General features: G+C 65.3%; 12 protein-coding genes. 5 read left to right on the forward strand and 7 right to left on the reverse strand.

Going from position 1 to position 15,792, the window contains the following annotated elements; all coding sequences use genetic code 11:
* Positions 1–83: 83 nt before the first annotated feature.
* Both G3574_RS14875 and G3574_RS14880 read left to right on the forward strand, forming a co-directional pair.
* Positions 84–521 (forward strand): universal stress protein, encoded by a 438-nt coding sequence (locus G3574_RS14875; protein WP_163964519.1) that lies wholly within the window; start codon positions 84–86, stop codon positions 519–521.
* Positions 522–553: 32 nt separating this feature from the next.
* Positions 554–2,623 (forward strand): hypothetical protein, encoded by a 2,070-nt coding sequence (locus tag G3574_RS14880; RefSeq protein WP_163964522.1) that lies wholly within the window; start codon positions 554–556, stop codon positions 2,621–2,623.
* A gap of 43 nt (positions 2,624–2,666) precedes the next feature.
* Here the strand turns inward: G3574_RS14880 and G3574_RS14885 are convergent, their stop codons facing one another.
* From G3574_RS14885 to G3574_RS14900, 4 genes are all read right to left on the reverse strand, one after another.
* Positions 2,667–5,162 carry an EAL domain-containing protein gene (locus G3574_RS14885; RefSeq protein ID WP_163964525.1) on the reverse strand — a complete coding sequence of 832 codons (2,496 nt, stop codon included), beginning with the start codon at positions 5,160–5,162 and terminating at the stop codon, positions 2,667–2,669.
* A complete protein-coding gene (locus G3574_RS14890; RefSeq protein ID WP_163964528.1) occupies positions 5,162–6,307 on the reverse strand; it encodes a polymer-forming cytoskeletal protein in 1,146 nt (381 codons plus the stop codon). The genes G3574_RS14885 and G3574_RS14890 overlap by 1 nt, the downstream gene beginning before the upstream one ends.
* 206 nt (positions 6,308–6,513) lie before the next feature.
* Complete coding sequence (locus tag G3574_RS14895; protein WP_163964530.1) at positions 6,514–7,443, reverse strand: NAD-dependent epimerase/dehydratase family protein; 930 nt, start codon at positions 7,441–7,443, stop codon at positions 6,514–6,516.
* Between the two features lie 100 nt (positions 7,444–7,543).
* Entirely contained in the window at positions 7,544–9,247 is a 1,704-nt protein-coding gene (locus G3574_RS14900) for a methyl-accepting chemotaxis protein (RefSeq protein ID WP_163964532.1), read from the reverse strand.
* Positions 9,248–9,407: 160 nt separating this feature from the next.
* Here G3574_RS14900 and G3574_RS14905 point away from each other — a divergent pair, with 160 nt between their 5' ends.
* Positions 9,408–10,217, forward strand: coding sequence for an alpha/beta hydrolase (locus G3574_RS14905; RefSeq protein WP_163964535.1), 810 nt, complete (start codon positions 9,408–9,410; stop codon positions 10,215–10,217).
* A gap of 10 nt (positions 10,218–10,227) precedes the next feature.
* Here G3574_RS14905 and G3574_RS14910 read toward each other — a convergent pair whose 3' ends face one another.
* Positions 10,228–11,244 (reverse strand): GlxA family transcriptional regulator, encoded by a 1,017-nt coding sequence (locus G3574_RS14910; RefSeq protein ID WP_163964538.1) that lies wholly within the window; start codon positions 11,242–11,244, stop codon positions 10,228–10,230.
* Between the two features lie 104 nt (positions 11,245–11,348).
* On the opposite strand from G3574_RS14910, the gene G3574_RS14915 reads away from it, so the two are divergent.
* A complete protein-coding gene (locus tag G3574_RS14915) occupies positions 11,349–12,191 on the forward strand; it encodes an alpha/beta fold hydrolase (RefSeq protein ID WP_163964541.1) in 843 nt (280 codons plus the stop codon).
* On the opposite strand, the gene G3574_RS14920 is transcribed toward G3574_RS14915, so the two are convergent.
* Both G3574_RS14920 and G3574_RS14925 read right to left on the reverse strand, forming a co-directional pair.
* Positions 12,178–13,137, reverse strand: a complete 960-nt coding sequence (locus tag G3574_RS14920; RefSeq protein ID WP_205609794.1) for a TAXI family TRAP transporter solute-binding subunit — start codon at positions 13,135–13,137, stop codon at positions 12,178–12,180. The two genes, G3574_RS14915 and G3574_RS14920, sit on opposite strands and share 14 nt — an antisense overlap.
* Positions 13,138–13,159: 22 nt before the next feature.
* Positions 13,160–15,409 (reverse strand): hybrid sensor histidine kinase/response regulator, encoded by a 2,250-nt coding sequence (locus tag G3574_RS14925; protein ID WP_163964547.1) that lies wholly within the window; start codon positions 15,407–15,409, stop codon positions 13,160–13,162.
* Between the two features lie 125 nt (positions 15,410–15,534).
* Between G3574_RS14925 and G3574_RS14930 the strand changes: the two genes are divergently transcribed.
* Positions 15,535–15,768 carry a hypothetical protein gene (locus G3574_RS14930; protein WP_163964551.1) on the forward strand — a complete coding sequence of 78 codons (234 nt, stop codon included), beginning with the start codon at positions 15,535–15,537 and terminating at the stop codon, positions 15,766–15,768.
* Positions 15,769–15,792: the final 24 nt, after the last annotated feature.

Consider the following 15,792-nt stretch of genomic DNA (forward strand, 5'->3'; position numbering starts at 1 on the left):
AGATCATGCGGCATGCTTTCCACGGTTTTTCGCGTTTCGTAGGATGGTTGGTGTCAGGCCAATGCCTGGCGCTAGGAGGCATCATGTTTCATTCGATACTCGTGCCCACGGATGGGTCGGAGCTGGCCAGGAAAGCCGTGTCCGTCGCCGTGAAACTCGCGAAGCAGGACAATGCCAGCCTGCTTGCCTTGTCGGTCGCCGAACCCTATCCCTATGGATGGGTGGCGGAAGCCGCCGCGTTTCCCGAGCCGGAAAGCTACGAGAAGCAGATGCGCACCGAAGCCGAAACGGCGCTCCGGCAAATCGAACTCGCGGCGAGGGAAGCCGGCGTGAGATGCGAGCTTCGTCCCGCATTCAACACCAGTCCCGCCAATGAGATCGTACGGACGGCCGAGGACCATGGCTGCGACCTGATCGTCATGGCATCGCACGGCCGGCGCGGGCTGGACCGCCTGCTCCTGGGCAGCGTGACGCAACGGGTGCTCCTGCAGACCGAGATCCCGGTGCTGGTGGTCCGCTGACCGAAGGCGTCCGGCAAGCGAGGGAGGGTGCCATGCATCCGCTAGTTTCCCATTTAAGCCGCTTGCTTGCAATCTGCATCGCGCTTTGCACCGTCGCTTGCAGCGGCGGAGAAGGGCAGGAAGACGGCTCGCGCCGCCTGGCGGTCGAGGCGGCGAGGGCGGTTGCTCCCGGCCAATCGACTCCGTTCACCGCGCGTATCGCAGCCGCTCCCCCTGACGGGTCTTCGCTGAGCGGCATCGTCCGGCTGGAAGTCGAAGGCAGCGCGCTTGCGAACGCGGAACTCTTGCCGGAACGCGGCTACCTGCCGCGGCTGGGCGTTTTCATCCTCAACGAAGACGGCACGCGTGCGACGCTCGACCTCGATACGACGACCCTGCCGAATGGGGAAACGCGGATGCGCATCAGCGCGTTCGAGGTCCCTGCCGCACAAGCGGCGGCGACCGAGATCGTCGCCATGCCGGCGAGAACCTGGTTCATCGCCAACGAGACGCAGCCGGCCGCGGGCTTTGCCGCGGCGCTGACCGAAGCGCCGCCAGACGGCGCCACTCTCGCGGGAAAGGTCCGGCTGGAGATACAGGGCAGCGGCATCGCCAATGCGGAGTTATTGCCGGAACGCGGCTACCTTCCACGCCTGGCTGTCTTCAACGTGTCGGCGGACAAGAAACGCGCCTGGCTCGACCTCGACACGGCATCCCTGCCCGCCGGCACGCAGACGGTGCGCATCAGCGCATTCGACGTCATGCAAGCGCAACCCGGAGCGCGGGAAATCGTGGCCATGTCACCCCGGCACTGGAATGTCCAAGGCACCGCGGGGTTTGCCGCCACGTTGGCGGCGGCACCCGCCCATGGCGGACTGGTTGCCGGCAAGGTGCGGCTGGAAGTGCGCGGCAGCGGCTTGCGCAACGTCGAACTGCTGCCGCCGGCCGGGTATCTGCCCCGGCTCGGCGTGTTCGACGTTTCGGCCGATGGCACGCGCGCCTGGCTAAACCTGGACACCGACGTGCTCGCCGCCGGCAGTCTCACGGCACGCATCAGCGCCTTCAACGTGCCTGCAGGCGAGGCTGGCGCGGCGGAAATCATTGCCATGCCCCCGCGCCAATGGCGCCTGCGCTTTGCCGAGCCGGCGCGCTGGCACGTCGCGGACCTCGGAAGCCTTGGCGCTGCGGGGGGCGACGCCGGTGCCGCCGACATCAACGACCTCGGCGAGGTCGTCGGCCAGAGTGGGCTCGACCCGTCCAACTCCCGCATTCATGCGTTCGTGTTTCGGGATGGCTACATGCATGACCTGGGGACGCTCGGCGGACCTTACAGCGTCGCGACGGCCATCAACAACCGCGGCCAGATAGTGGGAACGAGTCCCGCGCCCGGATTGCAAGGCGCCGGCTTCATGGTCGAGGACGGACAAATGCGTCCGCTGGGCGGCCTGGGCAATCCTGAAGGCATCAACGACGCCGGGGACGTCGTGGGGGGACTGCCGGCCGGCGACGACCTCCCATGCTTCCTCTATTGCGCCTTCCTGTTGCGCAACGGCCAGACCATCAACCTTGGCGACTTCAATCCCGATTCGAACGATGTGGCGATTGCCACCGGCATCAACGATGCGGGCCAGATCCTGGTGACGCGGGGACAGAAGTTCTTCCGGCAGGGATATGTCGTCTCCAATGGCGTCGCGACGAATATCGGCGCGCTTCCCGACGGCCCTTCGCCGGTGTCCGGAACGAGCGCCTACGCCATCAACGGGCACGGCGACGTGGCCGGGACCAGCAACGGCAGCGCCTTCGTGTATCGGCAGGCCAACGGCACGATGACGAACATCACGCCGGGAGTGCCCGAGACCAGCCGCGCCACGGGATTGAACGCGCTTGGCCAGGCTGTCGGCGACATTTCCCATCCCGACGGATCGAGCCAGCCATTCTTGTTCAGCAACGGCGTGCTCACCATGCTGAACGAACTGGCCGAGGTAAAGGCTTCCGGCTGGACGCTGGATACCGCCACGAAGATCAACGACGCGGGCCAGATCGTCGGCGCCGGACGCAACGCCGCGGGGACAAACCATCCCTACCTGCTGTCGCCTCCGGCAAAGGGCCCCGCTGCCCGATGAACAAGCCGGTCAGCCGCCATGCGGAAGCATCGATAATTTCCAATCAATGCAGATCCGCCTGCCTTGCATGTCCGTCGAGATACCATTCGCAGAAGGCGGCTCCCGACATCGGCGGGGCAAGATGGAAACCCTGCGCCTGGTGGCAGCCCTGGCCTTGCACGAAATCCAGCAAGCCTTCCGACTCCACGCCCTCCGCGACGACCTCCAGCCCCAGCGCGCGGCCAAGGGCAACCATGGCATTCGTGACCGCCTGGCTGGCGCTGCTATGCGGCGACGGCAGTATGAAGGTCTTGTCGATCTTCAGCTTGTTCAAGGGCAGCTTGACCAGGTAGGCGAGGCTGGAATATCCGGTGCCGAAATCGTCAAGCAGGATCTTCACCCCAGCCTGCTTGAGTTCAAAAAGCACGGCGGCCGCATGGTCGATGTTTTCCATGATGGCGGTTTCGGTCACTTCCACCTGGATGGCGTCCGGCTTGAGTCCTTCTTCTGCAAGCATGCCAAGCAGGCGGCGGGCGAAGCCCTGCTCGCGGAATTCGATCACGGACACGTTGACGGAGATCGGCACCGGCGGCAGGCCCGCCTCCCGCCAGGAGCGCGATTGCCGCGCCGCTTCGCGCAACAGCCATTTGCCGATGCTGTTGATCATTCCGGTCGATTCCGCGACCGGAATGAAGCGGTCCGGCCCGATGTCGGCAGCGTTCCAGCGCAGCAGCGCTTCCACGCTGACCACGCGCCGGCTGCCGAGCTCGAAGATGGGTTGATAATGCAGGTGGAAGGCGTTGCCACGCACCGCATCCTTGAGCTTGCGCTCGATGGCCATCTGCGCCTGCGCGACCACCGCATGGCTGGGGCAGAAGAACTGGACATTGTTGCGGCCGTTCTGCTTCGCCTGGTACATGGCCATGTCGGCATGGCTGAGCAGGGTGTCGATGTCGTCGCCGTCTTGCGGAAAGATGCTGATGCCGATCGACGTCGAGACCGACAGTGCCAGTTCACCGACGTGGAAGGGTTCGGCGATACGGGAAGCGATATGCCAGGCGACCTCCGCAGCGTACTGCGGATCGCCGGTGTCCTGCAACAGGATGACGAACTCGTCACCGCCAAGGCGCGCCACCATGTCTTCCTCGCGCACGCTTGCCATGAGGCGGCGCGCGGCTTCCTGCAGCACCGCGTCGCCCACTTCATGGCCATGGGAATCGTTCACCGGCTTGAAGCGGTCGAGATCCAGGAAGAGAAGCGCGGTACGGCGGTGGTGCCGGCGGTTGTGCGGCAGCTGGTAGCCGGCGTATTCGAATAACATGGTGCGGTTGGGCAGGCCGGTGAGCGGATCATGCAGCGAGGCATGGCGCAGCCTCTCCTGCGCCTGCTTGCGTTCCCCGATGTCGACCACGATCGCCACCAGCCCCTGGAATTGCCCGTCCGGTCCGCGCAGCGCGCTGACGCTGCTCTGCGCCCACATGTAGCCGCCATCCTTGCGCAGGTAGCGCTTTTCCAGCACGGCGTCGGGACCGCCGCACGCGAGTGCCTGCACTGCGGCGATCGTGGATGGCAACGATTCGGCGGCCGTGACGTCGGTTACGTTCATGGCCAGCAGTTCGCCTTCGGTGTACCCAAGCATCTCGCAAAACTTGCGGTTCACCATCGTCATTTGTCCATTCACGTCGGTTTCCACCATGCCGGTGCTCGCCTGGGAAAAGATCTTGTGCAGCCGCTCTTCGCTGCGCCGGAGGTTTTCCTCGACGTGCTTCTGCTGGGAAATGTCGACGGTCATTCCCACCCACTTGAGCACGCTGCCGTCGCTATCAAGCACCGGCGCTGCCCGGACGTTGGTCCAGCACCAGGTATCGTCGGCGCGGCGCAGGCGCAGTTCGGCATTGAACGTGGCCTTCGTGGCAAGAGCGACCTGCCATGCCTGCAGGACGCGTGTGCGGTCGGCCGGGTGTATCGCCAGGTGCCATTTCTGGGCAATCCATGCTTCATGCGTTTGCCCGGTCCAGGCCCGCCAGCTCGGCGAGTCATCGATTACACGTCCCTGCGAATCGGTTTCCCAGAAGGCCTGCGCATGCCCTTCGAGCAGGGTGCGCTGGCGAGTCTCGCTTTCCCGCAGGGCGAGTTCGGCACGCTTGCGGGCCGATACGTTGCTGAAAAGCACCGCGATCTGCCCGGGCGCATGTGCCGGAAATACCGTGCCCTCGACCCATATCCCGAGGGAGGCGACGTAGGCTTCGAGGCGTTCCGACCGCTGGTTGGCCTCCACCTTGTCGAAGCTGTCGAGGAGATGCGCTTCGACATTCGGGGCCACTTCCCGAATCGACTTGCCTACCGCGTCGTGCAAGCCGGTCTCGCGCTTGAAGGCGCGATTGACCTCGACATAGCGGTAATTGCTAGGCTCGCCCGAGACGCCGGGCAAGCGCTCGAGCAGGCAGAAGCCTTGCTCCATCTTTTCGAACAGCAGCTCGTACTTGCTTTCGCTGTTCGGCAACGATGGTTGAATGTCCGCGCCGGGGAAAGCGGCCGGACGATCTTCGTCCGCCGCCATCACGCGTGGCCGCTTGTGCGCGCGGCCCGATAGCGCTGCAATGTCCAGCTCGCCCAGCCGCCGATGCCTTCCAGCAGCGCGATGAACACGACCAGCCAGCCTACCACCGGTATCGTGCCGACCAGGCCCAAAACCAGGAGCGCAAGGGCAAAGAACAGCACCTGCCGCCGGCGGTCGGCCAGCGCTTCCGCGTGCATCATGCGCGCGAGCAGTCCGCCCAGGAAGAATGCCGCCGCCAGATAGCCGAGCAGCAACAGGAGCGGGTAAAGTGCGAACACGCCGAGACCGAGCGGAATGCCGACCAGCGTGACCAGCAGCAGCACGCCAAGCGGCGGCAAGGTGAACAGCAAGGCCAGGCCGATGCCGATGCTCTTGAGCGGCGCGCTCGTCATGCTTTGGCGAACACCCGCGATCGCATTCGGAAAGACGGCCTGCAGCAGCATGCCGCAAGCGAACATGCTGAGAATGAAGAACGGGTGGAAGCCGCCGGCCCTGCGATGCGCGCGCTCCTCCCATGCGCGAGGTTCTTCTTCCTGCACGATGCTGCCGCTGACCTTGCCGCGGGCATCGGCAGCCAGGGGACGCCGGCTGGCGTAATGCAGGTCGCCGTCGATGCGCGCGCCGGGTGCGAACGTGATCTCCTGTGCGTAGAGTTCGGTCTTTCCTCGCACCGGTCCGTCGATCACGATCCGATTGGCATAGATCCGGGCGCCGCGCTCCAGCGTGCCGGCCATCGTCACCTCGCCGCCCGCCAGCGCAGCCTCGCCCTTCACCACGCTCTCCTTGCCGACGCGCACCTGGCCGCCCGAGGCCACCAGGTCGCCGCCGACCTTGCCGGTGACGTCCACGCTGCCGCCAGCCACACGCAGGTCCTGGCCCACGTCGCCGTCGATCCGCACCGAGCCGCCAGCAATGGCAACGTCCTCGCCAACCGGCGCCAGCAGCATGACGCGGCCCCCGACGGCATACAGATCTCCGGGTACGCTTTCCGTCATTCTTACTTCACCCGAAGCATGATAGGCATTGCCGCCTTCGGTACGAACCTCGGCATGGACAGGCTGCAACAGGCAGGCAAGCATCAGCGCGAAGCCGGCCAGCGCGTGGCCAGGGCTTGGAGATGTGGTGGGACGGTATACGGTGGCCATGGTGTCTCTCCTTTGCGCTGATGAAAGAAAGATGGTCCTGGGCATGGTGAGGCCATGAATTACACGATAGGAGGCGGCGTTGCCATCGGCTTGATTGATGTCAAAATGGGCGCAGGCCGGCGTCCTATGGCTTGGAGAGCGTCGCGTCGCGAAACACGAATGGATGGACGCTTGATTCCTTAAAACACCAAGATGAGGAACGGCCGTCAGGCCCGCGACTCGCGTTGAATCAACTCAAGCCCCTTCCTGTATGAGGTCACCTCGAATTCCGGGAAGCGCCGCTTGAATTTCGTCGAGTCGAACAAGCTGTCGCATCCGTAGCGGGGCAGCAGCTCCCGGATTTCCCGCACTGTCGGAGAAAAAATACCCGCGCCGATCAAGGCCCATTTGCTGATGACGGTGTACGAGGCATCCCTCCCGAAAATCCCGCAGGCCAGTTCGATGAATTGCTTGTAGGTGAGGCGATCGTCACTGCAGGGCAGGTGCCAGGTCTGGCCGAATGCGTCGGGCGCATTGCCGATGGCCGCCAGTGCGCGGCTGGCGTCGGGCGTCCAGATGAGCGTTCGCAGCGTGTCGTCCCTGACCGGCACCCGCGGCTTCTTGCCGGACTTGAGGTTGTCGATGACCAGCGTATTCGTGACGCTCTGCGTTTTGCCGGGGCCGTAAAACTCGGGCGCCCTGCACAGGGCGACCGGGATGTCCCCGCGCTTCATTTCATCCAGGACCATGGCCGCCATTCTTGCGCGGACCCGGCCCTTGCGCCCGACCGGCGCGAAGGCCGTCTCTTCCGTCATGAGCCGGTCGTCCTGCGGGTACATGTAGGTATTGTCGAAATAGGCGAAGCTGGCGCCCGCCGCGCGGCAGGCATCCAGGGCATTCTTCAGCATGACGGGAAACTGCTTCTCCCATAATTCCGTGTCAGGCGGCAGGCCGGCGGTGAAGTAGACCACGCTGCTGCCCTTGACCGCCTCGGCGGTCTGCCTCGCGTCGAGAAGGTCGGCCGATGCCAGCGTGTCCGTCTCGTTGACCTTGCGGGGATGGCGGCTCACGAGCCTCAGGCCGGTCTCATGCTTGCGCCGAAGCTCCCGCGCCAGCTCAACCGCGATCTGGCCATTTGCGCCCAATATCGTTTGCATTCCCGTCCCTCGAAAAGTCACTTCGCAGGATCATGCGCCCATCTCCCGCGGCGAGCAAGCCGGAGTCCTGCCTGAAATCGGAACGAGGGGCGGGAATGCCTTAGAACTCTTCCCAGTCGTCACCGGTAGCGACCGGAAGCTGCCGTTTCGGCGCCACGCGCGTGACGGATCGCGTCACCCGGGTCGCCAGGGCAGCGGGAACGATCGCGTTCACGCGCGCGGAAATCGCGGCGGGCGCCTGCGCTGCGGCATGGCTTCCTTCCAGCCTGAACAAGGCTACCGCCTCGGTCAGCTTCTCGGCCTGCTGCTGCATCGCGTTGGACGCGGCGGCCGCTTCCTCCACCAGGGCGGCGTTCTGCTGGGTCACGGCGTCCATCTGCGTGATGGCCTGGTTGACCTGCTCGATGCCGGCGGTCTGCTCGGCGCTCGCGGCGGTGATCTCGGCCATGATGTCGGTGACGCGGCGCACGCTTTCCATGATTTCCTGCATCGTCCTGCCGGCCTGGCTGACAAGCATGCTGCCGGCGTCGACGCGTTCCACCGAACTGTCGATGAGCGACTTGATTTCCTTGGCGGCTGCCGCCGAGCGTTGCGCCAGCGTGCGGACTTCGCTCGCCACGACGGCGAAGCCGCGGCCCTGCTCGCCGGCACGCGCCGCTTCCACCGCCGCATTGAGCGCAAGGATGTTGGTCTGGAAGGCGATGCTGTCGATCACGGAAATGATGTCGACGATCTTGCGTGCCGAGGCATTGATGTCGCCCATCGTGCCGACGACCTCGCCGATGACTTCGCCGCCCTTGACTGCCACTTCGGACGCGGTGTTGGCCAGCGCGTTGGCCTGGCGCGCGTTGTCCGCGTTATGGCGCACCGCCGAAGTGAGTTGTTCCATCGACGAGGCGGTTTCTCCGAGCGAGCTGGCCTGCTGCTCGGTGCGCGTCGACAGGTCGAGGTTACCGGCAGCGATCTCGCCCGAGGCGGTGGTGATGGCCTCGGTGCCCTGGCGCACGTCGGACACGATCTTCTGCAGGCTGGAGTTCATGTCGCGCAGCGCCTGCAGCAGCTCGCCGGTCTCGTCGCGCGAATCGACCTGGATGTCACCGGCGAGGTCGCCGCTCGCAACGCGCCGCGCAGCGGTCACCGCCTTGCGCAGCGGTCCGGTGATGCCGCTGGTCAGCCACCATGCGGAAGCCACGCCGAACAGCACCACGAGCGCGCTCAGCCCGAACAGCTCCAGCCGGCCGCGGCTTTCCAGGGCTTCGGCCCGTTCGGCCGCCTCGTCGAGCTGCTTGCGCTGCAACTGCAGGAACTGCCCGACCAATTCAAGGTAGCGGGCGGAGGCCGGCAGGTACTGTTCATCCAGCACCTTGCTGGCTTCCTCGGCGCGCCCCTCGGCCTTCAGCTTGAACACCGCGTCCCGGCTCAGGATGTAGGACGCGCGCACTTCGCTGATCTTGTTGAACAGGGATTTCTCGGCTTCGCTGGTGATGAGCTTTTCGATCTTCTTCATCAACTCGGTGCTGCTCTTCGAGGAGGCGGCGGCATCCGCCGCGAAGAATTGCGAAAGCGTCGCGTCGGCGCTTTTCGCGACGGCGGTGGTGCGCGTGACCGCGCTGGTGATGTTGCGGTTCCAGTCGCTGACCAGCCGCTCGGTCATGAGCGGCTCGGCCATGACGTCGCGCATGTTGGCGCCCAGGCTTCCTATCGTCCAGATGCCGTCGGCCGCAATCAGTGCCGACAAGCCGATCGCGGCGGCGAAGCCCAATGCGAGGCGTCGGCCGATCTTCATGTTCTTCAATAACTTCATGACCATCCCTAGTTCGATTTTTGTGCTGCGGCCGAGCGCGCAGGCTTGTTGCGAGCTTGATGCGAGTGAGAACATCCCATAGGAGACCGGTGCGGGAATGATTAGGGGGAGTAGGAAGGTCCCGGGCCGGGCGCGGTCCGTATTTTCCTGGCGCTCGCCCTTGCTTAGCCTGCCGGTTTCCTTGATGTTCCTTATTGTTTTGACGTTTCCTCGCGGAAACACGATGCTAGTGTATCGCCACGAATCCTGCAATAAAATGGTCCAAAACGTTGTTTTCAACTCCATGGAAAATTTTGTCGAAATCGCCGATCGTGACGGAAGCTTCAGCGTTTCGGTCCTTACTGCCAGCAAATCTTCGCGTGTCGTCCTGTTTGCGGCCGGCGCGGGAGGAAATCCGCGGCGCCACATGCCGCTGCTGCAGACACTTGCCGATCATGGCTTTACCGTCGTGGCGCCGCATTTCGAGCGGGTGGCGGGCCATGCCATCTCCGAGGCCGATCTGTCCTTGCGGATCCGGCGGCTCGCGCTCGCGCTCGACTACGCCGCCGGGACAGGCCACCCCGTCGACGGGATCGGACATTCGATCGGCGCGGCAATGCTGATCGGCCTGTCGGGCGGGCAGATGTGGATGCGACATGGTGAAAAGCTGGATATCGCCGCCGGCCAGCGCATCGAACGCCTGGTGCTGTTCACGCCGGCGACGGATTTCTTCCGGGCGCCCGGCGCGCTCGATGGCGTGCATGCGCCGATGCAGGTGTGGGCCGGCGAACTGGACGACGTCACGCCGCCGTCTCAAACGCTGTTTCTCAAGAACGCCTTGGGCGATCTGGTCGATGCCCGCGTCGTTCCAGGCGCCGGACATTTCTCGTTCATGAATGAATTGCCGCCGCACGTGACGGACAGCCTTGAGAATCGCGAGGCTTTCCTCGATCACCTGGCCCGGGAAACGCGGCGCTTCCTCCTGGCGTAAGGCGGGCGCCTCATCGCTCGCCGGTACCGGCATGTTCGAGCGGACGGCCATACTGCTGCCGGTATTGAGAGGTCGTCATGCCGGTCACCCGCTTGAAGGTGCGCATCAGGCTTGCCTCGTCGGCGAAGCCTGCCTCCCCGCAGATCGTTTTCATGGATGCGGTGGAGGCCACCAGCGCATCCGCGACCTGGGCCAGCTTGACCAGCCGCAGCCACTTGCCTGCGCTGACTTGCGCATGCCGCTCGATCCGCCTGCTGAGGGTTCTGGCGGACACGGCGAGGTAGTCCGCTGCGATGCCGAGGTTCAGGCCGGCAGCAGGTACGTTGCGGACATGGGCAACCAGGCGCTGCAGCTGAGGATCCGCCTGCACCATGAGCTCGACCGGCCGGAATGCAGGGTGTCCCGTGTCCGATCGCGGGACGAGCATGGCGCGCTCCACGTCCCGCAAGACCTCCGCGGGTATCCGGCGCATGAGCAGCCAGTTGAGCAAGGCCCAGTAGCCGTTCGCGCCGGCGGCGGTAACGATGCTGCGGTCCTCGACGACGGCTTGCCGGAAGTCCCACCTGATCGCCGCGAACCGTTCGCGAAGAGGCCGCTCCAGCCACCATGTCGCCGTCGCTTCGCAACGGTCGATCCTTCCCGCCGCCGCGACGAGCGCGACACCCATGCAATAGGTCCACAGCGCCGTTTGCTTCGGCAACTGGCGCAGCCAGGCAAGCAGGCGGGCCTGGCGGTCGAGCATGCGATCGAGGTCGGCGGCGGATTCGGCCCAGAAGCCCGGCAGCAGATAGGCATCGCAAGGTTCGCGCAGGGCATGGTCCAGGTGTAGCACCGGACCGTCGACCAGTTCGACCCTGCCGCTCTCGGCGCCGATCCAGACCGGATCGAACACCGGCTTGCCCATCCGCCGGTTGATCGCCCGGAACAGATCGGAGGCGGCAAAGAGCCCGGCCGGCATGCAGCCCGGGTAGACGAGGAGCCCGATCTTGATGCTTGCCCGTCGAGGCGAACGAGAGGGTGGTGTCATGATATGCAAGGATTATGGCATGAATTGCCATAGTCAGGACCGGCCGGGCAAGCCACACTCCAGGCATGCGTGCATTTCGCGGCGCTTAACTTCAGGAGGCAGGCATGTTCGTCAACGTCGATGGGGCACGGATCCATTTTTCCGATTCAGGCGAGGGAGCACCTGTGCTTTTCCTGCATGGCATTCCTGACTCCTGCACGGTGTGGGATGGCGTCATTCCCACGGTAAGCCAGGGCCATCGATGCCTGGCGCCCGACTTGCCCGGCTTTGGCCAGTCTGCGGAGCCGCATGGGTTCAGGGTAAACCTGGAGAACATGGCGCGTTTCATCGACGGCTTCCTCGATGCGCTCGGCATCACGGAACCCATCCATCTGGTCGTGCATGACATCGGCGGGCCGTATGGCCTGGCATGGGCGGTGCGGCATCCTGACCGGGTACGGAGCATCGCGATCATGAACACCGTGTTCCAGTCCGAATACCGCTGGCATCGGTATGGGCGCATCTGCCGGACCCGGGGGCTGGGCGAGTTGCTGCAACTCCTCACTTCGCAGTCCGGCCTCGCGCGGGCGATGCGCCAGAACTCCGGGGCGAACAAGCCGAGCCGCGCCCATGTCAGTGCCACATACCGCGCCTTTACCGGCCGGGTGCGCCGGATGGTGCTGCGGCTTTATCGCGGCCTCGATCCGGAAGTGTTCGAAGGCTGGGATGCGAGCCTGCGCGCCTTGTCGAACAGCGTTCCCTCGCTCGTCATGTGGGGCGATCGGGATACCTACATTGGAAGCGTCTTCGCGGACCGTTTCGGGGCGAGGCAGGTGATGCATTTCCCGGAAAGCGGCCATTGGCTGATGTTGGAAGCGCCGGAGGTGGTTTCCCGGCGGCTGCTGGCGCTCTTCGCCGAGGAGGTTCCATGCCGCGAAGCGGCGGCGGGCCGCCTCATTTCTTGCTGATTTCCCCGATCTCCTTCAGGTACTTCAAGGTTCCAGGATGCAGTCGCGCTTCCGGCGCCACCGCCGCGGTGTTTTTCGCGGTCGTTTCCCGCGCCTGCGGCAGCAGGTCGGCGATCATCTTCTCGCCAAGGTGAAGGGCCCTGGTCAGGCGGTAAGCCGTTTCGGCCGGCAGGCCGGGACGGGCCATGATGACGCTCCAGGAACCGACCGAGGCCAACGCCTCAGGCTGTCCCTTGAAACTGTTGGCGGGCAAGGTCAGCACCTTGAGGAAACCATGGCGGGCAGTGATCGCGGCGATCTCCTTGTCGTCAGGGACGATGAAGCGGCCGCCGTGCGCGCCGTTGGCGACCGCCGTGAAGCCGGGCCAGCTGCTGCCGCCTCCCCACAATGCCGCCACGCGGCCGTCCGCGACCATTGCCGGTCCGTCGCCCGCGCGCTCCAGGTAGACCGCCTGGAAATCCTTGTCCATGTCGAGCCCGAGGCCATCCAGCACGTAGCGGGCGAGGATGACCAGCCCCGAGCCGCGCGCCCCGAATGCCACCGGCTTGCCGCGCAGGTCGCGGATGCTCCGGTAGGGGCTGTCCGCGCGGACGACGAACATGCCGGGAGTCGAGTACATGGCGGCAATGATGGCAAGCTTGGCGGGCGGGCGGCCGACGCCCTGCAGCGCCTCGTGGGCGGCCTCGCCCTGCACCAGTGCGATGTCGAGCTTGCCGGCTTCCAGCAAGGGAATGTTCTCGGTGCTGCCCCTGGTGTTGCGAGCCTCGACGTGCAATTCCGGATCCGTCTTCGCGATCGTGCGAACCACGGCATCGCCATAGACCGGAAAGCCGCCGCCCGGCGTCGCGGTTCCCATCACGACATCGACGGGCCCGGCGGCCAGGGCGGCAGAGACCGCAGGGATGGCGGCAACGAAGAAAAGCAGGGAGCGGAGGCAGGTGCGCACGGCGGGTCCTCGGTGGGCGGAGTCAGGCATCCGGCACGCGCGCGGTGTCCCGGACGCCTGGCTCGGTCGCCATGGCGTTTCTGATGATGGCGACGGCGTCGGCCACGTCATAGGGCTTGGCCAGGATCTTCACGCCGGGCACCGCCGCCTGGCGCTCCGAGTAGCCGGTTGCCAGCACGACGACCGTTTCCGGATACCGGGTCCGGACATGCTCGGCCAGGTCGATGCCTGTCGATTGCCCCGGCATGACGATATCGGAGAAGACCACGTCGAAGGGCCCGTGGCTTGCCAGGAGCACGATCGCGTCGGCGGCGTTGGCGGCTTCCCGTACCTCGAATCCCGCCGCGCGCAGGGCCGGCGCGACCACGGACGAGACCAGGGGATCGTCTTCCACGTACAGGAGCGTTCCGGACGAGCCGGCCGGCCCCGGCATGGGTTGCGGAAGCGCCAGGTTCCGGCCGGGCAGGGACTCGATTGCCCGCGGCAGGTGGAAGGCGATGGTCGTGCCGCGGCCCGGCAGGCTGTCGATGGCGAGGCTGCCGCCGACCTGCCTGGCAAAGCCGTACGCCTGCGGCAATCCCATCCCCGATCCCCGGCCCACCGGCTTGGTTGTGAAGAATGGATCGAGCGCCTTGCTGAGGACATCCGGCGGCATCCCTTCGCCGGTATCCGTCACGGTGATGCGCACGTAGTCGCCCGCGACAAGTTCACCGGCCGCTTCGGTCAGGGTGAGGTTGCCTGCCGAGATCGACACGCTGCCGCCCAGGGGCATCGCGTCCCGGGCGTTGATCGCCACGTTGAGCAAGGCCAGCTCCAGCTGCGCGGCATCGACCGTCACCGGCCACAGCCCGGGCGGAAGAGCTATGTTCAGGTCGATGTCGCTGCGCAGGCCGCCGATGAGCAGCGGCCGGATGGCTTCCAGCTGGCGCGCGAGGTCCACGGTTTCCAGGTGGACTTCCTGCACCCGCCCGAAGGCCATGAGCTGGCGCGTCAGCTCGGCGGACCGTTCGACGGCGCGCTGGCAGGCCTCCACCGTCTGCCGTACCCGCGGTTCCACCGTCGCGAACAGGATCAGCTGCAGGCCCGTCGTCAGGGTCTGCATGACGTTGTTAAAGTCGTGCGCGATGCCGCCCGTCAGCCTGCCGAGCGCTTCCAGCTTCTGCGACTGGAGCAATGCCTTCTGGGAACGTTCGGCGGTGGCGACCGCTTCCGCCACCCGCATCTCGAGGTCGGCCTTGGCGCTGCGGATCTGTTCGCTGGCACGGGCCATTTCCAGGCTGACCGTGTCGATTTCCACAACGCCGCTCGGCTTCCAGCCGACGCGCTTGCCCTCGCCGAGGTCGGCGGCGGCGCGGCGCAGGTCTTCCAGCGGCTTGGCGGTCTTGCGGGCGATGACGGCTGCCACCGCCGTCCCCAGGCCGAGCAGCAGCAGCGCCACCAGGGCCACGAACGCGGTCGCCTGGCGTGCGGTGCCGGTAAGGGCGCTGCTGGGCACGCTGACCAGGAAGGTCCATTCCGAATGCGGGGCCTGGCTGAAGAAAGCGGTGACCGGCGTGCCGTCGAGCGTGACGCCGTCGTTGCTGCCCTGCTTCTCGGCGATGATCTTGCGAAGCAGGGTCTTGTCGGCCGATGCGCCGACGAACTTGTCGGGATTCAGGCTGCGGGCGGCGACCACGCCCTGCCTGTCGATGATGGTGGCAATCCATCCGGCGGGCAACCGGTGATCGTCCAGCAGTTTCTGCAGCTGGCTGGTGAAGGAACCCGTCGACAGGTAATAGAGCAGGCGTCCATTCCGCTCCACCGGCACCTGGACCGCGAAACTGTGTCCCTTGCTCAGCGGCGCGAAGTAAATGTCCGATACGACGGGAGGCAAGGGGCCGAGCTTCTGGCGCTGAGACAGGATGGATTCGGGCATCCCGGGCAGGACGGTCTCGCCGAAGGGGCGGCGGGTGTTCATGATCTGGCGGCCGGCGGCATCGGACAGGATGATCACCGCGTCATGGTTCGCCGCGACCTCCTGGGCGAAGCGGTAGAAGCCTTCCAGGTTGTTGTCGCTGATGGTGGGGGAGCGGGCCAGGGTGTCGAGGACCTTGATGCGTTCCGTCATCTCCTTGTCCAGCAAGCCTGCCATGGCGTTGCCCAGGTCCTGGATGCTGGTGCGGTAGGACTGCTGCTGGGCGTGATAGACGTAATAGATCACCAGCCCCGCACCAACGAGGGATGGAATGAGGATGGAAAAGACGAGAACCAATAACCGCGACCGGATGCCCATGCTGTTGGTTCTTAGATTTGTGATTTCGTCATTGTATCCCGTCGGCGGGTATTGTGAAATTTGCATCGCTTCCCGTTGACGGGGTGGATTGTCTGAGTCTGCCAAACCCAGTATCGTTACGTCCCATGGGAAGGAAGAAGACAACGGATCTCGAATGGCAGCGCGGCTACCGCTGCCATACCTTGTGGCGCCGGCATGAACGCCTGGGAAAGGTCTCCTTGACGGCAGACGAGGGCAACGACCCCCGTTACCTGTGCGAGGTGGGCACCGTGCGGGGCGAAACGGACAACCTGCTGGCGGCGAAGAAGTGGGTGCTGCGCCAGGCAAGGATCCACGAGGTGCAATTGCCTCTTTTCTGAGGCGGGCGCGATTCCGAGGCGGCC

Origin of the sequence: Noviherbaspirillum galbum (genome assembly GCF_010974945.1) — a bacterium.
Lineage (GTDB): Bacteria > Pseudomonadota > Gammaproteobacteria > Burkholderiales > Burkholderiaceae_D > Noviherbaspirillum > Noviherbaspirillum galbum.